The sequence below is a fragment of the Rouxiella sp. S1S-2 genome (assembly GCF_009208105.1).
Taxonomy (GTDB): Bacteria; Pseudomonadota; Gammaproteobacteria; order Enterobacterales; family Enterobacteriaceae; genus Rouxiella.
The window spans coordinates 864,796-885,880 of sequence record NZ_WFKL01000001.1 but is presented as its reverse complement, the minus strand read 5'-3'; the positions used below and the strand labels follow the sequence as shown (position 1 = coordinate 885,880).

The following is a 21,085-nucleotide window of genomic DNA, read 5'->3' as shown; positions in this document are numbered from 1 at the left end:
AAGGTTTTATGACCAAATTGGTATCATGAAAATCCGCCAGCATTATAAAAACTCACTCTACATAGTTTTATTCACACACTGATAAATTCCGAATCACTGACAGAAGTAGTCAATAAAAACAGTCAAACTAATACTCTCCCTTCCCCTTCGTGCTCTGTACATAAATTATTTATAAGAATGAAAAAAATTAATTGCTATTGCCACCTTCGCCTTTTCTTCGCGGCTGGGAAGAATCGACCACTGCATGCTGTCCCCACTGCTGACCAGCCGCGTCAGTCGTTGCTGGATAGGCAGTGAAAATAGCGGTTCGGATCATTATCCACTGTGGGTTGAAATCTCTGCCTGATAGCGTGGATTTCAACCCCTTAGTTCTTAACCTATTAACCGGGTCTATAGGCCGCGTTTTTCCATCAGAACCGCCAAGTCGACCAGGCGGTTTGAGAAGCCCCATTCGTTGTCATACCAGGCAAGAATCTTGATCAAATTACCGCCGATGACCAGTGTGGAAAGCCCATCAATGATTGAGGAACGCGGGTCCCCCTGATAGTCGCTGGAGACTAAAGGCTCATCGCTGTAACCAAGTATCCCCTGCAGGGGGCCAGATTCTGCCGCTTTACGGAAGGCGGCATTGATTTCCTCCACCGTCACATTGCGTTTAAGCGTCACGGTCAGGTCAACGATAGAGACAACAGGAACCGGCACACGCAGCGAATAGCCGGTCAGTAGGCCGTCCAACTCAGGAATAACTTTGCCGATCGCTTTAGCCGCCCCGCTGGAGTAAGGAACAATCGACAGTGCTGCCGCACGCGCTCCGCGCAAATCTTTTTCCGGCTGATCGTGCAGAACCTGACTGTTGGTGTAGGCGTGAGTCGTGTTCATCAGGCCGTGTTCGATACCAAAGTTTTGATGCAGTACCTGCACCGCAGGTGCCAGGCCATTGGTGGTACAGCTGCCGTTGCTGACCACTTTATGGCGCGTCGGATCATAGCGCTCATCGTTGACCCCCATCACCACGGTCAGGTCATCGTCCTTGCCGGGTGCGGAGATGATCACCCTCTTGGCACCGCCTTGGGTGATGTGAACTTCGGCTTTGGCTTTATCGGTGAAAAATCCGGTGGCTTCGATTACTACGTCAACGCCCACGCTGCTCCACGGGATTTGCCCGGGGTCACGTTCACTAAAGACGCGAATCACTCGGCCATCCACCAGCAACTGTCCCTCGCCCGCTTCAACCTTGGCCGCTAACGTGCCAGAAAGTGAGTCGTATTTTAAGAGATGCGCCAGCGTTTTACTGTCAGTCAGATCGTTAATCGCCACTACCTGAAAGTCGTCGCGGCCCAGAGCGGCGCGCAAAACATTGCGACCGATTCTGCCGAAGCCATTGATACCCACCTTGACCATAATGCACTCCTCAGTTATTTGCCTATATTAAAAATAGTGCAGTGAGGATTTGGCGTAAATGACAATTAGGGATCAATTTAGGCCATATTTCGAGCATAAAAGCGCTGACGGTAATCTGCAGGACTGAGCTGAAGATTGCGTTCAAAAACGCGTCGCAGATTGAGGCTGTTGCCGAAGCCGGTATGCAAGGCGATTTGTTCAAGTTTGTCGGAGCTTTGTTCAAGATGTTGACGAGCCACATCCAGGCGAACTTCTTCGACATAGCGTGCGGGGCTGACGCCGGTTTGCCGGGTGAATACGCGAGTGAAATTGCGCGGACTCATCGATACCCGCTCGGCCAATTTTTCTACCGACAGATTGTCGGCAAGATTTTCGAGTATCCAGGACTGAAGCTCGCGAATAGGGCCTGGTGTGTTGGCCTGATTGAGCAGAAAACGGCTGAACTGCGACTGCCCGCCGGGCCTGCGCAGAAACATCACCATATCCTGCGCCACGCTGCGGGCGAGGACGAAACCGTGATCGTCTTCGACCAGCGCCAACGTCAGATCAAATCCTGAGCTGACGCCTGCCGAGGTCCAGACTGCGCCGTCCTGAATATAAATAGGCCCTTTTTCAACGTTAACCCGAGGGAACGTTGATTGCAGGGCGTCGAGCATTCGCCAATGAGTGGTTGCCCTGCGCCCGTCCAACAGACCTGCCCCAGCCAGAAGCCAGGCTCCGCCACAAATTGAGACGATACGTCGCGTATAGGGTGCTGCGCGGCGGATCCAGTCCATTACCGCGGCACTCTCCACCACGTCGGATCCCTTACCGGTTATCAACACGGTGTCACGGCTCAATTCGGGGTCAAGCTCAGAGAGGAGATGGTCTGCCAGCAGATTAAGGCCCGACATTCCATGTACTACACGATGTGGCTGGGGCGTAGCGAGGCTGACCTGGTAAGGAGCCTGTTGGGAGTCGGGGAGTCTCAAGCGGTTTGCCTGCGTCAGAATATCGGCGATCCCCGCCGGCTCGAATAACATGCCCCCGTCGGGGGCAATAATCAGGAATGTATGCATGTCCTTAAAATACAAATTGGACAAAATAAGTCAAGCCTGGGGATCACCACAGTAAGCCGGGCGACTTACTGTCTTTTCGCTAATGTGCTGAGTGGATACCGAAATTGACCCTCAAACGGACAGTTCGGCAGTGTCGCCTTTGTCCTGTAGCCAATTGCGGCGATCTTCAGAACGCTTTTTGGCGAGCAGCATGTCCATCATGCGCAATGTCTGATCGATATCTTCTTCGTCGATGGTTAACTGCACCAGGCGACGCGTGTTGGGATCCAGCGTGGTTTCACGCAGCTGCAGGGGGTTCATTTCACCTAACCCTTTGAATCGTTGAACGTTAGGCTTGCCCTTTTTACGTTTCAACTGCTCCAGCACGCCGGCCTTCTCTTCTTCATCCAGCGCGTAGAACACCTCTTTACCCAAATCGATGCGGTACAGAGGCGGCATGGCAACATAAACGTGACCTCCGCGAACCAACGACCGGAAGTGACGCACGAACAGTGCGCACAGCAGGGTTGCAATGTGCAGGCCGTCGGAGTCCGCATCCGCAAGGATACAAATTTTGCCGTAACGCAGCTGGCTCAGATCTTCGCTGTCGGGATCAATACCGATCGCCACGGAAATATCATGTACTTCCTGCGAAGCCAACACTTCGTCTGAAGAGACTTCCCAGGTGTTGAGGATCTTACCTTTCAACGGCATGATCGCCTGAAACACGCGATCGCGTGCCTGCTTGGCGGATCCGCCCGCTGAATCCCCTTCCACCAGGAACAGTTCAGTCATGTTCAGGTCTTGAGAGCTGCAGTCGGCCAGTTTACCCGGCAGCGCCGGTCCGCTGGTCAGCTTTTTGCGCACCACTTTTTTGGCTGCACGCATACGACGCTGCGCGCTGGAAATCGCCAGCTCGGCAAGCTGTTCGGCCGCCTGAACGTTCTGATTTAGCCACAGGCTAAAGGCGTCTTTCACCACACCTGAAACGAATGCCGCACACTGACGTGAAGAGAGACGCTCTTTGGTTTGCCCTGCAAACTGCGGATCCTGCATTTTCACCGACAGCACATAGGCACAGCGGTCCCAGATGTCTTCGGCCGACAGTTTCACGCCGCGAGGCAGAATATTGCGGAATTCGCAGAACTCGCGCATCGCATCAAGCAATCCCTGACGCAGGCCGTTAACGTGGGTGCCACCCTGCATGGTCGGGATCAGGTTAACATAGCTTTCGGTCAGCATTTCGCCGCCTTCAGGCAGCCACAGCAACGCCCAGTCAACCGCTTCTGTATCACCGGCAAAAGTGCCGACAAAAGCTTTTTCAGGCAGCGTGATCAGGCCATTTACCGCTTCCATCAGGTAGTCAGTGAGACCATCCTGATAACACCAACGCTGTTCAGTATTGTTAACCTGATCTTTGAAAATAATTTCAACGCCGGGACAAAGTACCGCTTTGGCCTTCAGTAAATGGCTGAGGCGACTTACTGAAAAACGCGGGCTGTCGAAGAAGCTGACGTCTGGCCAGAAATGGACGCTGGTACCGGTGTTGCGCTTACCGACCGTGCCGGTCACGTTCAAGTCCTGAACTTTATCACCGTTTTCAAAGGCCATTGAATAGACCTGGCCGTCGCGGCGCACGGTAACTTCGACTCGGGTGGACAAGGCATTAACCACAGAAATGCCCACGCCGTGCAGGCCGCCGGAGAACTGGTAGTTTTTGTTGGAGAATTTACCCCCGGCGTGAAGGCGGCAGAAAATAAGTTCTACGGCCGGAATGCCTTCTTCGGGGTGAATATCAACGGGCATGCCGCGACCGTCGTCGGTGACTTCAAGAGACTGGTCGGCGTGCAGGATAACTTCGATACGACGGGCATGGCCCGCCAGCGCTTCATCGACGCTGTTATCGATAACTTCCTGGCCAAGATGGTTTGGCCGGGTGGTGTCGGTATACATGCCAGGGCGGCGACGCACAGGTTCAAGGCCGCTAAGAACCTCAATAGAATCCGCGTTATAAGTAGATTGGCTCATCGTTTATTAATTCGTGGCTCTGGTTGTAAGTGAACGATACTGTTGTTGGCGAAGCTCAATCTGATGCCAACCCCAAGAAATCCACAATCGGTGGGAAAAAACGCTCAAAACCGACAAATGCATGATTACCTTCAGGTTCTACAGTTTGGCGGCACGACGTGTAATACGCCACGGCCTGACGGTAGTCGAGGGTCTCATCGCCGGTTTGCTGGAGTAACCACAGTAAATCCGGTGACTCCAGAGGGTCTACCTGCATCACTTTAAGATCGTAAACATGGCGAGACTCTAACACATATTGCTGGCCGGTGTAGGGGTTGTAATTGCGCCCCAAAAAGTCGTTTAACAGTTCATAAGGACGGACCGCGGGATTAACCACCACAGCAGGCAGAGTGAAACACTGCGAAAGCCAGGTGGCGTAATAACCGCCGAGAGAGGACCCCACGAGGCCTATTTTTTCGCCCGATTTGTCCATAATCAGCGTTTCGAGCTGCTCGGCGGCATCAGCAGGATGCGGTAACAGTTCGGGAACAACCATCTCTATGCCCGGATGGTGTTCGGCCAGCCAGCCTTTTAACGCCGTGGCCTTGGCCGACTGTGGAGAACTGTTAAAGCCGTGCAAATACAGCAACGTACTCATTAATATCCTTCCGCATCGGCATCTGGGCTGAATTCGTTGGTCTCGAGGCGGCAAACTTCGGTTTCTACACGCCCATTGGGATGCAGCGTAAGATAGCGCCAGCCCGGTGCAACGGTGTCGAGCGTAAAGTTGGTGCAGTGCGGTTTAAACTGCACACAAGTAGACGGCGTGGCGTACAGCCGCTTGCCGTACCAGTCGACGTCCATCTCCTGATGAATATGCCCGCACAGCAGCGTGGTGACTTTTGGGTACGCCTGCAGCGCGTTGGCCAGCGTGTGCGCATTACGCAAGCTGTGCTGGTCAAGCCAGGTACAGCCCGAAGGCAGCGGATGGTGGTGCAGCATGATCAGCGTAAATCGCTCAGGCTGCGCGTCAAGACAGCGGGTCATCCATTCAAGCTGATATTCACTGATTTCGCCGTGAGGCACGCCAAAAACCTGGGTGTCGAGCAGCAGCACCTGCCAGTCGTTGCCCAGCAACACCTGTTTGGAAGGATGAATACCCGCCTCGGCCAGCGCATTGACCATCGCCGGTTGAAAATCGTGGTTTCCTGGCAGCCAGACACAGGGGGCAGGAAGGCGATTCACCCCACGTGAGAAATGATGATAAGCCTCAAGAGACTGATCCTGCGCCAGGTCACCGGTTGCAGCAATAATGTCGACTTCGCGCTGCTGAGCACAAATAGCGTCCAGCACGGCGCGATAGCTGCGAAACGTATTCACACCCAGCAAAGTCTGATCTTCACCAGCAAAAAGATGAGTATCTGTAATCTGCAGTATCCTGACTTTGGCCCCATCTACCAAAGGCAGCTTAAACAGGCTTTCCAAATTCGATCCTTTGTTATTGAAGTCTGTCTAACAAACCGGAACTGGCATCGCTCCATGCGCCAGACAATAGCGCAACCAATCAGCGAGAAACTGGTTAATTTGATGCTTTTCGTCACGCTGATGCAACTTTTTATTAGGATAATCATAGCGTGCTTTGAAGCGAAAGATCTGTTGGCTCGCACACACTTCGGCAACCATTGCGTCGTGATAAAGACGAACGGTCATTGAAGGCAGGCTCCAATAACTGACCGCCGGTGCCGTCTGCGTGATTTCGACCAGTGAGGTGTAGCGTGTCGATTCGAGAATTTTTAGCTGGTAGGTGGCGTTGGTCACCTGATAAGACACTGTCTGTCCAACTTCATCATTTCGAGGCAGCAAACGGCGCAGCTGAGCGAAATTGGTTTCGCACAGACGCATCATTTCAGGAAAATCGGGAACATAGCGCTTTATCATTCTTTAACCCATTCTTTTTTTAAGGATTCATGGTGCAGAGTCAGCCACTGTAAGGCAATCACTGACGCGGCATTATCTATCGCTCCTTCTTCCACCCAGCGGTAAGCCTGCTCCCGGCTAACCACGTGTACCTGGATGTCTTCATTTTCAGTTTCCAGACCATGAATTCCTTCTGCCGTTGTGGCATCGACTTCACCGACCATAATAGAAAGGCGCTCGCTGGTACCACCCGGACTTGCCAGATAGCTCAGAACCGGTTTACAGCGCCCGACGACAATGCCGGCTTCTTCCAATGCTTCACGGCGGGCAACGTCTTCAACCGTTTCCCCCTCTTCAATGATACCGGCCACCATTTCAAGTAGCCAGGGGGTGTCGCTGCTTTCCAGAGCAGGAAATCGAATCTGTTCGATCAGTACCACTTCGTCACGCACAGGATCATAAGGTAGCAGAACCGCAGCATGTCCACGTTCAAAAACTTCGCGCACCACTTCGCCACTCATTTCACCACTAAACAGCCGATGACGAAACCGGTAAGCGTTAATGCGAAAAAAACCTTGGTAGCGGGTATCAACAGCAATAATTTCTACATCATCTTTGCCGAAACTCACTGGCGAACCTTTGAACTTGGTCATATTGACGTCCCCCTGTCAGCGATTGAAATAAAATTATCCCCATTTCAGGTCATTTTGATGAAGATGCGGTAATAATAATCAAGGTTTTTTGTGTTAGATTTGGATTCACGCACGTGAGATGGCACATTAAGCCACACAGTTCGCTCACCGGTCTCTGCTAGAATCCGCGTCTGTTTGTTTTAATGACAGCATTAAATAATAACATTGCTGCACTACAAGGAATGCAAATGAAGAAACTGCTCCCTCTTCTCATCACCCTGGGTCTTGGCGGCTTCAGCACGGTAACCCAGGCTGAAAATCTCATGCAAGTTTACAAACAAGCCAGGGAAAGTAACCCGGATTTGCGCGCATCTGCCGCAACGCGTGATGCTGCATTTGAGAAAATTAACGAGGCACGCAGCCCGCTGCTGCCGCAGCTGGGGTTAGGTCTCGACTATGGCTATAACAACGGATATCGCGATGCCAACGGTGTAAACAGCAACGTGGGCAGCGGATCGTTACAGTTGACCCAGACACTGTTTGATATGTCCAAATGGCGTGCCCTGACTCTGCAGGAAAAAACGGCCGGTATTGCCGACGTCACCTATCAGACGGCACAGCAGTCCCTAATTCTGAACACCGCCACGGCCTATTTCAACGTTTTGAGTGCGATTGATGCACTTTCCTATACAGAAGCGCAGAAACAGGCGGTGTACCGTGAGTTGGACCAAACCACCCAACGTTTCAACGTCGGCCTGGTTGCTATTACTGACGTACAGAACGCCCGCTCCACCTACGACACCGTGTTAGCCAACGAAGTCACCGCGCGTAATGCGGTAGACAATGCGCTGGAATCACTGCGTCAGATAACCGGCGTTTTCTATCCTCAGTTAGCTTCACTGAATATTGCGACCTTCACCACTCAGCGCCCGGAACCGGTAAACAGTCTGCTTAAAGAGGCGGAAAGCCGCAACCTGAGCCTGCTGTCAGCCCGTCTTTCGCAGGACCTGGCGCGTGAAGAAATTCGCTACTATCAGGACGGCCACATGCCTACGCTGGATCTGACCGCATCAACCGGGATCAGCAACACCAAGTATAACGGTTCGCGCACTGGCGAAGGCAGCAGCTATCAGGACAGTGATGCAGGGCAGAATAAAGTCGGTCTGAGCCTGACTATTCCCCTCTATAGCGGCGGTTCGGTCAGTTCTCAAGTCAAGCAGGCGCAGTTCAGCTTTGTGAACGCCAGCGAGCAGCTTGAAAGCTCTCATCGCACGGTCGTGCAGACAGTGCGATCGTCTTCCAACAACATTTCGGCTTCAATCGGCAGCATCAACGCTTACAAACAGGCGGTGGTTTCTGCACAAAGCTCTTTAGATGCGATGGAAGCCGGTTATAGAGTGGGGACGCGTACCATTGTTGACGTACTGGACGCCACTACCACGCTGTATAATGCCAAACAGCAGCTCTCCAGCGCACGCTATAATTATCTGATTAATCAGCTTAATGTGAAATCAGCACTGGGTACGCTTAATGAAAACGACCTGCTGGCGCTGAACGGCGCACTGGGCCAACCGGTGGCTACCAGCCCTGAGCAAGTCGCACCTGAAACCCCGCAGCAGAACGCAGCGGCCGACGGTTTAAACAGCTATAACGATAACAGCAATACCAGCGCAGCACCTGCGGCTCCGGTAAAACGCGTTAGCGCGACTCACGAACCGAAGACGGTGAAAAAGAGCGGCAATCCCTTTCAGAACTAATGACTGAAAATATCCCTGCTTTTTAAGAAACAAAAACCGCCCGAAAAAGGCGGTTTTTTTCTTTATATACCTTAAAAACCCCTTTTTCGCCGTCGATTTCACGTCTGAACGTAAAGTCTCGTAACGATTGCCATTCTTGCTTTAATAGTAAGCATCTTTACCTTATTCTTATTCTGTTACAAATGTAACCTACTCTGGGAAAGGGCGAAAAAGCCCGACTATGGGATCAATACAATGAAACGGACACAAAACATCAACCTGGCTACTTTCCGGAAATCCTGGCGTAGCTCGAAAATTACTCCCATTGCTTTTGCTATCAGTGCCGCATTTATGCTCAGCGCCTGCGAGAAAAGCGACGACAACGTTTCGCTTTATCAAAATGCCGACGACTGCTCAAAGGCGAACCCGTCCACCAGCGCACAGTGCGCCAAGGCCTTTAACGACGCCAAGGCTGAAGCGGCTAAAACGGCCCCTAAATATGCCAATCGCGCCGACTGCGTGGCCGAATTCGGTGAATCACAGTGTACCCAGGCACCTGCTCAGGCCGGTATGTCCGCTGAATCTCAGCAGGGCGGCGGCAGCATGTGGATGCCATTAATGGCCGGCTTTATGATGGGACGCATGATGAGCGGCGGCGGTTACGCGCAGCAACCGCTGTTTACCTCAAAAACCGCAGGCAGCCCGGCCAACGGCAAGTTTGTTGACGCTACCGGTAAAAGCTACGGTCCGGCAACCACCGGTCGCAGCATGAACGTGCCGCCTTCAGCCATGGCGCCTAAACCGGCAACCACCTCAACCGTAACCCGCGGCGGATTTGGTGAAAGCGTCGCCAAACAAACCTCAATGCAGCGCAGCGCAGCGTCGTCAACACGTACTCCAATGCGCAGTATGGGTGGCTAAGAATGAAACGCGTAGCTCTGCAAGAACGTCCTAACTGGCGCGAAAAGGCCACGGAATTTGGCTTTAATTTTCACACCATGTACGGCGAACCGTACTGGTGTGAAGACGCCTACTACCAATTCACGCTGGCGCAGATTGAACAAATCGAAGACGCCACCGCAGAGCTGCATCAAATGTGCCTCAAGGTGGTTGAAAGGGTTGTTAAAAGCGATGAGCTGATGGCAAAGTTTCAAATTCCCAAACATTGCTGGGAGTTTGTCAGAGCGTCGTGGCGCACTCAGCAACCCTCACTCTATTCACGGCTGGACCTGGTTTACGACGGCGTGAATCCACCCAAGTTGTTGGAAAACAACGCAGACACGCCGACTTCATTATACGAAGCGGCCTTTTTCCAGTGGCTGTGGCTTGAGGATCAGATTGCGGCTGGCAACCTGCCTGCCGGCGCTGACCAATTCAACAGCATGCAGGAAAAACTGATCGAGCGATTTGCCGAGCTGAAAACTCAGCATGGTTTCTCGCTGCTGCATTTTGCCTGCTGTCAGGACACGGAAGAAGATCGCGGCACCGTTCAATATTTGCAGGACTGCGCGCAGGAGGCCGGACTAGCCAGTGAATTCTTATTTATAGAAGAGATTGGCTTAGGTGAACGCGGCCAGTTCACCGATCCTAAAGATCAGATTATCAGCAATCTGTTCAAGCTTTATCCGTGGGAGTTTATGTTCCGGGAAGTGTTCTCGACCAAGCTCGAAGATGCGGGCGTTCGCTGGCTCGAACCTGCCTGGAAGGCGATTATTTCCAATAAGGCCCTGCTGCCGCTGCTGTGGGAGATGTTCCCGCACCACCCTAACCTGCTCGAGTCCTACTTCGCTGAAGACAATCCTCCGCCGATGGCGAGTTACGTGATAAAACCGCTTTTCTCGCGCGAAGGTGCCAACATCCGCATCATCGAGAACGGCAAAGAAGTCGCCAGCGCCGAAGGCCCTTACGGTAAAGAAGGCATGATCGTACAAGAATATTGTCCAATGCCGCGTTTTAACGACAGTTACACGCTGATTGGCAGTTGGTTGGTCAACGACCAGCCGTGTGGTATTGGCCTGCGTGAAGACCGAGCGTTGATAACCCAAGACCTGTCACGTTTCTACCCGCACAGCATTATTGGCTGATGATCTCAAAGGCCAATTCTGGGCAATAAAAAACGGATAATCGCCAATCTGCGCGATTATCCGTTCTAAAAGTATTAACCCAGCTGTACCGACAGCATACTCAGTGAACTCATCACAATCCCCTGCGTTGGCATGGAGATCGGCTCAATGCCGTCCCACGATCCCAACAGATAAAGCAGCGGAAGATAGTGTTCAGGCGTTGGATTAGATAACGCGCCACCGTCGTGCTGCATAAAGTTAACCAAAGGATGATCCTTAGCCTCACCTTTCCAGGATAGGTTATCGATAACATACTGGTTAAACGAATCGGCCCAAGGATAAGGCTCTGAGTTTCCGTCCCATTTCACCATCCGCAGGTTGTGCACCACGTTTCCGCTGGCGACAATCATCACACCTTCATCACGCAGCGCAGCCAGCTTTTTACCCAGCTCATAATGGTATTCGGCAGGCTTGGTACCGTCGATGCTCAATTGAATCATCGGGATATCCGCCTCGGGATACATCTTGATCAGTACGCCCCAAGAGCCGTGATCGAACCCCCATTCGCTGTCAGCCGTCACCGTCAAGGGTGCCAGAACGTCTTGAACGCGTTTTGCCAATGCCGGAGAGCCTGGCGCAGGATAGCGTTTATCAAACAGCGCCTGCGGGAAGCCCCCAAAGTCGTGAATAGTGCGTGGGTTTTCCATCGCGGTAACGGCGGTCCCACGGGTGTACCAGTGGGCAGAAACAGCAAGAATAGCCTTAGGACGCGGCAGACTCTTACCCAACGCTTCCCAGGCACGAGTATAAATATTATCTTCGAGCACGTTCATCGGGCTACCGTGTCCCAAAAACAGTGCTGGCATACGCAGGGTCGTCATAAAATGTTCCTTATCACTCAAGGTTAAGAGGCAACGCCAGCCAATTTGGCGGGCGTTTGATAAAGTAACGTTACTCTTTTTCATCGCCAGAAACAGCCGGATAACCGTGATGATGATATTCAATAAATTTGAATGGTAGTCTCAAAGAGCGGGACTGTCCTGCGCAAGTGATGAAAAATACACCTTGCTGTGATCGAATTTGATCACCGTATCTTGGTTATTGCGCGGAACGTTCGCCATCATATTGCAGTCGGAATTAATTAATTTATCTTTAATGCCAGTCCACTGTGAAAAAAACGACAAAAAATTAAGCGCACTTCGCGGACGATCAACCGTTTTTCTCTCATGACTGTCTGAGGCGGTAATAAACATAGGCACTCTATAATTTTGCTTAAACTTATCACCATGAATCAATCGAGCATACTGGGTGTCTTTATCAGCAAATTCCAGACCGTGATCGGCAAAATACATATGGACCAACTTTTTCCGCTCGCCTTGGCCATATCAGCAACATCAGCGAGCAGTTTATCTGTCTGAGCAATACTTTCTATATAACAGGAAATTTCTTTTGACTGGCTAAATGTTGAATATTTCTCATTGGTTCTTGAACACGCTCTTGAGTGAGAACCTATTAGATGAATAACAATAAGCTTGACCGGTTTATTTTCACTAATAGCCGAACGGATTTGCGGAAGCACTCTACTGTCTGGGACATATTTATTTTTCTGATACTCTCCTCTTTTAATAAAAATGACACTTTTAGCATTCATTGCGATAACAGAAACAGGAGTCTCCCCCTCGCCGATCATTCCCTGATTAGAGTACCAATAGGTGGAAAATCCCGCCTTATTGGCAAGGGAAACAATATTACTGCTCGAGTCAGGCTGTTCATTTATACGTAAAGTTAAACTGTTCAAAAGGGACATAGCCGTAGAAGACGCGGCAGAAATATAGTTCGTGAAGGTGACCCCTGATGCCGAGCTCATGAAAGGTGTATTTTTTATATTAAAACCATAGGCTTGCATATAGTCACTGCGAACACTTTAGCCAATAACCAAGATATAAAGCTGATAGCCGGCAGAGGTTTTTTGAAACCCCCAGCGATCTGGCAAGCCTATTTGATGCTTGAGGAGTGCACTTTGCTCAACGAACGTAAGATAATTACTGACCGCCTCACTGCTTGCTTTAAGAATCGGTAAACCGTTGCTAAATAAAGGTAATGCCCCCGTCTTCATATAGGCTTTCATTGAGGGAGAGAATAAGTAAATAAGAATATAGAGAATAATCCATCCTCTATACTTTACCTTTCCTATTTTCACATTAAAAATCATTAACGTCAGGACAACACCCATTAACGGCGTCACATAGTAAAACCATGGAATGGCTTTTAAAAACTCCAGACTTTCTGACTTACTGGCATAAAAAATATTAGCGATGGAATTATAATCCGGCGAACCATAGGTTAACGCGATGGGTAGATACGCTGATGAGAAAAACCAATAAAAATAATTAACGACTTATAGCCGCGAGAAGTAAAACTACGCACAATAATCAAAACAAGAAATAGACTTATCGAGTGTATAAGTTTAAAACTGTAGCCAAATGACAGACAAGAAAACACACAAAATAAAAAACTCTTATAATGTTTTGATTTCTTTTTATAAGATAAATAATTTTCAAATTAATACCAATGCAGCAACAAAATGATGCTACAAAGACTAAAGCTTAGCAAGTAAACCTTCTAGAAACTCGTCCTTAAAAACAAACTAATTAATTATTATCAAAGTTAATAATGATTAATAATAGTTGACTTGGCTATTAATAAAATCTAATGACCCTAATGCCCTTATTTAGCGTTGTTTAGGTGTAAAAAAACCGACATAACTTACGTCGGCTTTTTCTTATCACTATCTGAGTAACAATCGCAGATCAGCTTGCCTGCTGAGACTGTACTTGGCGATATGCCACTAAGTCGTCAATGGTGACAACCGGCATGTTATGACCGTTAGCGAAGGCAATGGCTTCAGGTGCATGGGCCATGCTGCCGTCGTCGTTAGTCAGTTCACACAGTACGCCGTAAGGACCAAAACCGGCCAGTCTTACCAAGTCGATTGTCGCTTCGGTGTGACCGCGACGCGTCAATACGCCACCGTCGCGCGCGCGCAGCGGAAACACATGACCGGGACGATTAAGGTCGGAAGGCTTGGCGTCTTTGGCTATCGCTGCGCGAATGGTGGTCAGACGGTCAGACGCCGATACGCCGGTAGTCACGCCTTCAGCCGCTTCGATGGTCACGGTAAATGCGGTTTGATAAGCGCTCGAATTATTCTCGACCATCATAGGAAGTTCAAGATGCTTGCGGTGTTCGTCGGTGATGCACAGGCACACAATGCCACTGCCGTGGCGAATCGTCAGCGCCATTTGTTCAACCGTCATGGTTTCTGCCGCGAAGATCATATCACCTTCATTTTCGCGGTTTTCGTCGTCCAGCACCATGACACCCTGGCCGTTGCGCAGCGCGGCAAGCGCACGTTCAACGCGTTCTGTCGGGGTACCGAATTCGGAAAGTAGAGTCTGATTCATGGTAAAATAACCTCATTAACACTATGAAAAATAAATGGATTACCAGAATCAGGGCGTCTTGCGGAGTTAGCATGGCCGTGCACATAGCAGGCTATCGCTATAAAATAACGTTGCGGGCATTCACGCCCGATCATTTCGTTACTCTCTCCCATCCGGACTATAACCGTCGGCCCCGGAATTACACCGGATCTGCTGACCTTAGGCTTCCATTATTTGGAAACATAAGCGCTCGCGGGCTTCCACGATGATGAAAGAGTGTTTCATCAAGTTGTTCTGTGGTTTACCGCCGGTGGGGACTTGCACCCCGCCCTGAGAATAAGCAAGGCAACTATAGCGCCAAAAAAAGGCCTGAGCAATGCGCCCAATGAGCAATTGGAGCTGTATTAAGCGCGATTAAAGCTGTCGTCAAAGGTTTATAGAATAGCATTCTGGCATTACACTAGTAGAACGCCACTTTTCTGAAACAGGTTAACGACTATGATCGACACTAAAAAAATTGAACAAATTGCTCGTCAGGTGCATGAAGCCATGCCGAAAGGGATCCGTGAGTTTGGGGAAGACACAGAAAAGAAAGTGCGCCAGGTTCTTCAGGCTCAATTCGGCCGTATGGATTTAGTTAATCGTGAAGAGTTTGACGTGCAGACCCAAGTATTGCTGCGCACGCGTGAGAAGCTCACGCTGCTGGAACAGCGACTGGCAGACATTGAAAGCAAACTGGCTACGGCTAACAGCGCACCCGCTTCCGCCTCTGCTGCATCAGTTGCGACCGCGCCCGCTTCAGCACCGAAAGCTGACAAACCGCAGGAATAAACATTCCCTGATGGTTCATAGAGTACAAAAAGTAAAAGGCCCGCATATGCAGGCCTTTTCTGTTTATAACGCGCCGAACCGCCGCGTCACTGCTGCAGGATTACTCCTGCGATTTGATCTGATTAATTATTTTGGTGGTCGATAGTCCATCTTCAAAATTCAACACTTTGACTTCACCACCGTTAGCCCACACTTCATCGCATCCGGCAATCTGGTGCGGCTGATAGTCACCGCCTTTAACCAGCAGGTCTGGCAAAATACCGGCAATCAGGCGACGCGGGGTATCTTCTTCGAAATCAACCACCCAATCCACGGCACCTAACGCAGCCAAAACAATCATTCGTTGCGACAGTGGATTCACCGGACGAGTCTCACCTTTCAGGCGCTTGGTTGAGGCATCGCTGTTCACTGCCACAATGAGCCTGTCGCCCAGTTTGCGCGCATTCGCCAGATAAGAGACGTGTCCGGCATGCAAAATATCAAAAATGCCGTTAGTCATGACCACTTTCTCACCGCGTTGACGCGCCCGCGCTACGGCAGCTTTCAGCTCTGCTTCCGTCATCACGCCAAAGCCCGTATCAGAGCGACCATGCACGGCGTTTTCAAGCTCAACGGAAGAAACAGTCGAGGTGCCGAGCTTGGCAACCACCACGCCCGCGGCGGCGTTTGCCAGGAAGCAGGCATCTTCCAGGCTGTTGCCCGCGGCCAGCACGGTGGCCAACACGCCAATTACCGTGTCACCGGCACCGGTCACATCGAACACTTCCTGCGCCTGCGTCGGCAGATGCAGCGGCGCTTTGCCCGGCTGTAGCAGCGTCATACCCTGCTCGGAACGCGTGACCAACAGCGCTGAAAGCTCAAAATCAGCAATCAACTGCATGCCTTTTTCTACCAATTGCGCTTCATCTTTACACGGGCCGACGACGGCTTCGAACTCAGAAAGATTAGGCGTCAGCAGTGTTGCACCACGATAAGGCTCAAAATCAGCCCCTTTTGGATCGATAAGCACCGGCACGCCGGCCTCTTTAGCCAGCGCAATCATCGCCCGCACGTCTTTCAATGCACCTTTGGCATAGTCAGACAGCACCAGAGCACCGGTGTGCGGCAGAGCTTGCCTGATTTTTTCCAACATCGGCTGCAGATCAATCCCCTCAAAACCTTCTTCAAAGTCGAGACGGATAAGCTGCTGATTGCGCGAGAGAACGCGCAGTTTAGTAATCGTCGGATGTGTAGGCACCGCCAGAAAATCACAGCTGACGTTTACTTCGCTCAAACGTTCACTTAAGGCACGAGCCGCATCGTCAACGCCGGTCAGGCCAATCAGCCGAGAACGCGCACCGAGAGAGGCAATGTTCATCGCCACGTTTGCCGCACCGCCCGGCCGCTCTTCAATCGTATTCACCTTAACAACCGGCACCGGCGCTTCCGGTGATATGCGGCTAGTTGGGCCATACCAGTAGCGGTCAAGCATTACGTCACCGACCACCAGAACGCCGGCACGGTGAAACTCAGGCAAAGTCACTTTCATCCCACACTCCAATTACTTTGGATATAAACTTGGAAAACAGGCTATCTGAACAAATCGTAGCCAAAAAAAGAGTTAGTTGGTCGCTAAATCGTGTTGTCATCCCGAAAACAATGCGCGCGATAATATCACAAGCGAAAAAGGTTGGGGCTAAAACCCATTTAGCCCAGCCATCGCTGCCAGCTTGCCTTAATATGTTCGCGCTCGGTGACAAACATATCGACCGCAACTTTCCCATTATGTTCCTGTAATGCCAGATGATGAATCTCATCGCGCAGCGTGACATAGGCATGCGTGAGCTGCACGGCTTCGTCCTGCGACATGATTTGATATTTCGCCATCAGCTCGAAAATGCGCACATTATCGGACCAGCGGGTTAAATCTGGCTCACTGCTGGCGTAACGCAGGACCAGGTATTGAGCGATAAATTCTATATCGGTAATGCCACCAGGATCGGCTTTGAGATCAAACACCTCGCCTTTTTTGGTCGCCAGATGGGCCACCATCTTTTCACGCATTTCACGCACTTCTTTTTTCAACACTTCGCCATCGCGCGGCTTGCAGAGTATTTCACGGCGAATACCGTTGATCTGCAGAGTCATTTCAGGACTGCCGTAGACTACGCGCGCGCGCACCAGTGCCTGATGCTCCCAGGTCCAGGCGCTCTCCTGCTGATAATCCCTGAAAGCGGCAATGGTGCTTACCAGCATGCCGGACGCGCCGGACGGCCGCAGGCGATCGTCAACCTCATACAGAATACCTGAAGCGGTGCGGGTGCTGAAAAGATGCATAATCCGCTGGGCAAGACGCAGATAAAACTGACGTCCGTCGATGCTGCGCGGGCCGTCGGTCACCACGTCCATCGGACAGTCGTGAAGGAAAACCAAATCCATATCGGAGCTGTAGCCCAGCTCCCAACCGCCCAACTTGCCGTAACCAATAACCGCAAAACCGCGCCCAGCCTGATGCTGCAAGTGTGACGGCTGACCGTAGCGCGTTAGCATATGGTCCCACGCTTGCTGGATCACCGCCGTCAAAATCGCTTCGGCGAGGTAGGTCAGATGATCGCTGACTTTCATCACCGGTAGCACGCCGGCAATATCACCCGCCGCGATGCGCAGCTGCTGCGCCTGTTTAAACTGACGCAGCGCCTCAATTTGCTGCTCTTCGTCGTCGGACGGCACGCGCAGCAAATACTGGCGCAGCTCATCGGGATAGGACTCCGGCGCAATTGGCTGATACAACGTGTTCGGGTCGAGCAGTTCATCGAGCAATATCGGGTGACGCGCCAGCTGGTTGGCAACCATCGGCGAGGCGGCACAGAGGCGAATAAGCTGTTTCAGTGCCCCCGGATATTCAACCAGCAGCTCGATATAGGTGGTTCGTGTGACGATATTGAGCAGCAAGAGTGTCAACCTTTGCAGCAGAGTATCGGCCGTTTTGTAAGTACATACTTTCGCCAAAATCCTTGGCATCAGCTGGTCGAGCTGATCACGCCCGCGTGGACCAATGGTGCGTTTATCAACATCCTGTCGAAAGTCATTGATGGTGCGCAGCAGGTTGGCACGCGCCGATTCAGAAAGTTGCTCTGCCAATGGCTGCAGGTCACTGTCGTCGAGTTGGTCGGTCCACAGGCTGTTAAACGGCTCCTGCTGCGGGTCATCTCCCGCATCGGGCGTATCGTCGCCAATCAGCTCGTCAAACACAGCGCGTACCGCCAGCATGTGTTCGGTAACGTTTTGATTCAGCGCATCCCAATGGGTGTAGTTCATTCCCCAGGCCAGCCTTGCGCGGTTGAGGTCGTCAGTGGGCAGCGTTTGCGTTTGCTCATCGGCAATGGCCTGCAATAGATTTTCCAGACGACGCAAAAAAAGATAACTGTCAGTCAGTTGGCGAACCTGCGTCTCTGGCAGTAAATTCAGCGCCTCTACTGCCTGCAGGGTCGGTAACAGCGCGCGCTGCTGCAGGGAAGGCTCACGACCGCCGCGGATCAGCTGAAATACTTGCACAATAAACTCAATCTCGCGGATACCGCCGGCGCCGAGCTTGATGTTGTCTTTCAAACCACGGCGGCGAACCTCACGGGCAATCATGCCTTTCATGTTGCGCAGGGACTGAATCACGCTGAAGTCGATATAGCGACGGAAAACGAACGGCTTCAGCATCTTGCGTATTTCCTGACTGCTGGCGTCTTCTGCGCCGCCCATCAGTTTCGCTTTGACCATGGCATAGCGTTCCCAGTCGCGGCCCTGCTCCTGATAATAATCTTCTAACGCTGAAAAACTCATCACCAGCGGACCACTGTCGCCAAAAGGCCGCAGACGCATATCAACGCGATACACAAAGCCGTCGATAGTCGGCTGATCCAGCGCTTTAATCAGACGTTGGCCGAGACGAATAAAGAACTGCGCGTTTTCAAGCTGACGCCGTCCGCCCTGAGTCTGGCCGTTTTCCGGGTAAGAAAAAATCAGATCGATATCAGAAGAAAAATTGAGTTCGCCGCCACCCAGCTTGCCCATGCCAAGTATCAACAGCCGCTGCGGGTCGCCTGCGGCATTAACCGGCGTGCCCCATTCACGACAGCAGGTGTCGTACAGCCAGTCGCGCGCGGCGACAATCAGCGTTTCTGCCAATACGCTCAGCTGTTGCAGCGTTTGTTCACAACTGCTGGTTTGCATCGCCTGAGACCAGCTGATGCGCAGCATTTTTTCCTTGCGGAACAGGCGCAGCGCCTTCATCAGCCCGGCTTCGTCATGAACCTGCGCCAGGGACGTCGCCAGCTCTGATGCATAATGTTGCCACTCATCCACTCGAGGCGGGTTGGCAGCCATCTCCTGCCACCACTGCGGATGAACAATAAAGTTCTCACTGATAAAATCGCTGCTGGCCAGCACGCGCAGCGCGCCTTCGGTCAGTTCAGGCACATCGGTGAGCTGCTGTTGTTCGAGGCTTTGTTTAAAACGCAGATGCAGCTTTTCGGCCTGAGCTTCAAGCAGCGGGGTGAGAGGCAACATTCTTCGGGTTCCTTTCATCATGTCGGCCTGACGAGGCGTCAGGCCGGGCTGTCAATTAACGAGGTTGTCCGTTTAACCAAAATGCTGGCTGCATCAAAGCATGCTGGCGCGCTGAGTCTTCCCAAGCGTGCTGCTGCTGCACAATGGCCTGCTGGAGTTCGGTCCAGACTGTAATATAAGCCATTGATTCCTCGAAAGGATAGGCGCCTGAAAGCAAATGGAAAGAGATGATTTGGCGTTTGAGGCGCGCCAGTTGGTCACGAAAACCCTCTTCCGTCAGCGATTGTGCAAATGCGTCTTTCAATTCGGCGGCGGTGCGCCCAAGCATGACATCGCAAAAACGCTTGAAGGAGCCGTCGAGTTTCTTCTGCGATTTATCATCTATGAACGGTTTCCAGGCTTCGTTTGCCAGCCATGAAGTGAGTGCTAACTTACATTCAAGATAACGGGCACTCAGGCAGACTTCCTGCGCATCAAGCCCTTTTTGATCGAGCTTTTCGGCTAATTCGGTCAACATTGCGCGAAGCTCGGTGGAGGCTTTACGCGGAATTAATCCGCCGTAGATAACCAGCGTCTGACGTACGGCCTCAACGCCCTGCAGCACGTTGATACGCACCGCTTTATCACCCCGAACCCACAGCTCTTCATGATACTGCCAATGGGCAAGAGAAAGCTCCAGCATACCGCTAAGTGCTTGTTCAACCGTTGCTTTCGGCGCAGCGTGGAATATTTTTAAGGGGCGAGGCTCACGCAAAACGTTGCCCTGAGCCAAGTGATAACCGCGCGCTGCCTTGCTCAAACCGCCGAGACGCAGCCCGCCATTTTTACCCAGCAGCGCAGCCAACGCCAGCAGATCGGCGGTGTTGCCTTCTTTAATTTCCAGCTCAATTTCGGACAGCGGTTCAGAAAGCTCACCGGCGGTCACATTGCCCTGGTCCAGGCCAAGTTCAATCTGGCTTTGCTGGTAAGTGATTACCCACTTCTCGCGAACGAAATCGGTACGAAATAGCGGTGCCAACTCGGCCTGTAGCGCGCTCACGTCACAGCCCTGCGGCCAGATATCGGCCGGGAACAGGCTCAGGTCCAGCTCGGGCTTGGCGATGCTGACGTTATACTCAGGGCGCTGGTGCAGACCCGCCACCACTTTACCGGCAGTTTTAATGGTCATCTCATAGCTGTCGTCGAAACCACGAATGCGCAGACCCATGTCCAACTTACGCAGGCGGTTATCCGCCGTCTCGTAATAAATGTTGGTGAGTTTCTGTGGCGCAGAATGTGTGGGGGTAAACGCCGCCAGCTGCTCAGGAAGTTCGGCAATGGCCGCTGGGCTGGCAATAAATTTTAATTCGATTTCTAGGGTCATAAGTCTTTGCACCGCATCTTGGCTGATAAGAACGTCTTGAATGATAAAAAATGTTTTGCCAATTCTAACACACACGCCTCGCGCGAGCCGCATGTCGTGGGATTGTAAGATAGTTC

The 21,085-nt window shown here is 51.6% G+C and carries 17 protein-coding genes, 1 pseudogene and 1 riboswitch; of the genes and pseudogenes, 4 read left to right on the top strand and 14 right to left on the bottom strand.

Translation table 11 applies throughout. The features are described from left to right. Positions 1-390 precede the first annotated feature (390 nt). From gap to nudF, 7 genes are all read right to left on the bottom strand, one after another. Positions 391-1,401, bottom strand: coding sequence for a type I glyceraldehyde-3-phosphate dehydrogenase (gene gap, locus GA565_RS04160; RefSeq protein ID WP_152197457.1), 1,011 nt, complete (start codon positions 1,399-1,401; stop codon positions 391-393). A gap of 77 nt (positions 1,402-1,478) precedes the next feature. Beyond that, positions 1,479-2,459, bottom strand: a complete 981-nt coding sequence (locus GA565_RS04155; RefSeq protein WP_152197456.1) for a GlxA family transcriptional regulator — start codon at positions 2,457-2,459, stop codon at positions 1,479-1,481. Positions 2,460-2,570: 111 nt separating this feature from the next. Beyond that, positions 2,571-4,466, bottom strand: a complete 1,896-nt coding sequence (gene parE, locus GA565_RS04150; protein ID WP_152197455.1) for a DNA topoisomerase IV subunit B — start codon at positions 4,464-4,466, stop codon at positions 2,571-2,573. A 55-nt stretch (positions 4,467-4,521) separates the two neighbouring features. Further along, positions 4,522-5,103 (bottom strand): esterase YqiA, encoded by a 582-nt coding sequence (gene yqiA / locus GA565_RS04145; protein ID WP_152197454.1) that lies wholly within the window; start codon positions 5,101-5,103, stop codon positions 4,522-4,524. Beyond that, positions 5,103-5,930 carry a 3',5'-cyclic-AMP phosphodiesterase gene (gene cpdA / locus GA565_RS04140; protein WP_152197453.1) on the bottom strand — a complete coding sequence of 276 codons (828 nt, stop codon included), beginning with the start codon at positions 5,928-5,930 and terminating at the stop codon, positions 5,103-5,105. Before cpdA ends, yqiA begins: the two co-directional genes overlap by 1 nt. 27 nt (positions 5,931-5,957) lie before the next feature. Beyond that, positions 5,958-6,383 carry a DUF1249 family protein gene (locus GA565_RS04135; protein WP_055782766.1) on the bottom strand — a complete coding sequence of 142 codons (426 nt, stop codon included), beginning with the start codon at positions 6,381-6,383 and terminating at the stop codon, positions 5,958-5,960. Next, positions 6,380-7,015, bottom strand: coding sequence for an ADP-ribose diphosphatase (gene nudF, locus GA565_RS04130; RefSeq protein ID WP_152197452.1), 636 nt, complete (start codon positions 7,013-7,015; stop codon positions 6,380-6,382). Before nudF ends, GA565_RS04135 begins: the two co-directional genes overlap by 4 nt. 227 nt (positions 7,016-7,242) lie before the next feature. On the opposite strand from nudF, the gene tolC reads away from it, so the two are divergent. The 3 genes from tolC to GA565_RS04115 all read left to right on the top strand — a co-directional run bounded on the left by tolC (position 7,243) and on the right by GA565_RS04115 (position 10,814). Then, positions 7,243-8,751 (top strand): outer membrane channel protein TolC, encoded by a 1,509-nt coding sequence (gene tolC, locus GA565_RS04125; RefSeq protein ID WP_152197451.1) that lies wholly within the window; start codon positions 7,243-7,245, stop codon positions 8,749-8,751. Between the two features lie 234 nt (positions 8,752-8,985). Next, complete coding sequence (locus GA565_RS04120) at positions 8,986-9,651, top strand: DUF1190 family protein (protein WP_152197450.1); 666 nt, start codon at positions 8,986-8,988, stop codon at positions 9,649-9,651. 2 nt (positions 9,652-9,653) lie between these two features. Beyond that, positions 9,654-10,814 carry a glutathionylspermidine synthase family protein gene (locus GA565_RS04115; RefSeq protein ID WP_055782752.1) on the top strand — a complete coding sequence of 387 codons (1,161 nt, stop codon included), beginning with the start codon at positions 9,654-9,656 and terminating at the stop codon, positions 10,812-10,814. A gap of 74 nt (positions 10,815-10,888) precedes the next feature. Here the strand turns inward: GA565_RS04115 and ygiD are convergent, their stop codons facing one another. The 4 genes and pseudogenes from ygiD to ribB all read right to left on the bottom strand — a co-directional run bounded on the left by ygiD (position 10,889) and on the right by ribB (position 14,257). After that, a complete protein-coding gene (gene ygiD, locus GA565_RS04110) occupies positions 10,889-11,674 on the bottom strand; it encodes a 4,5-DOPA dioxygenase extradiol (protein WP_152197449.1) in 786 nt (261 codons plus the stop codon). A gap of 141 nt (positions 11,675-11,815) precedes the next feature. Continuing rightward, positions 11,816-12,660, bottom strand: a pseudogene (locus GA565_RS04100) (phosphoethanolamine transferase). A gap of 57 nt (positions 12,661-12,717) precedes the next feature. Beyond that, positions 12,718-13,038, bottom strand: coding sequence for a hypothetical protein (locus GA565_RS04095; protein ID WP_152197446.1), 321 nt, complete (start codon positions 13,036-13,038; stop codon positions 12,718-12,720). A gap of 565 nt (positions 13,039-13,603) precedes the next feature. Further along, positions 13,604-14,257 (bottom strand): 3,4-dihydroxy-2-butanone-4-phosphate synthase, encoded by a 654-nt coding sequence (gene ribB / locus GA565_RS04090; protein WP_152197445.1) that lies wholly within the window; start codon positions 14,255-14,257, stop codon positions 13,604-13,606. A 136-nt stretch (positions 14,258-14,393) separates the two neighbouring features. After that, positions 14,394-14,578, bottom strand: a riboswitch (FMN riboswitch). Between the two features lie 156 nt (positions 14,579-14,734). On the opposite strand from ribB, the gene GA565_RS04085 reads away from it, so the two are divergent. Next, a complete protein-coding gene (locus tag GA565_RS04085) occupies positions 14,735-15,067 on the top strand; it encodes an accessory factor UbiK family protein (protein ID WP_152197444.1) in 333 nt (110 codons plus the stop codon). Between the two features lie 100 nt (positions 15,068-15,167). Here GA565_RS04085 and hldE read toward each other — a convergent pair whose 3' ends face one another. The 3 genes from hldE to GA565_RS04070 form a co-directional block, all read right to left on the bottom strand. Then, positions 15,168-16,595, bottom strand: a complete 1,428-nt coding sequence (gene hldE, locus GA565_RS04080) for a bifunctional D-glycero-beta-D-manno-heptose-7-phosphate kinase/D-glycero-beta-D-manno-heptose 1-phosphate adenylyltransferase HldE (protein WP_152197443.1) — start codon at positions 16,593-16,595, stop codon at positions 15,168-15,170. A gap of 158 nt (positions 16,596-16,753) precedes the next feature. Continuing rightward, positions 16,754-19,606, bottom strand: coding sequence for a bifunctional [glutamate--ammonia ligase]-adenylyl-L-tyrosine phosphorylase/[glutamate--ammonia-ligase] adenylyltransferase (gene glnE, locus GA565_RS04075; protein WP_152197442.1), 2,853 nt, complete (start codon positions 19,604-19,606; stop codon positions 16,754-16,756). A 55-nt stretch (positions 19,607-19,661) separates the two neighbouring features. Next, the gene (locus tag GA565_RS04070; RefSeq protein WP_152197441.1) at positions 19,662-20,969 is read right to left on the bottom strand and encodes an inorganic triphosphatase; all 1,308 of its coding nucleotides are present in this window, start codon (positions 20,967-20,969) and stop codon (positions 19,662-19,664) included. Positions 20,970-21,085: the final 116 nt, after the last annotated feature.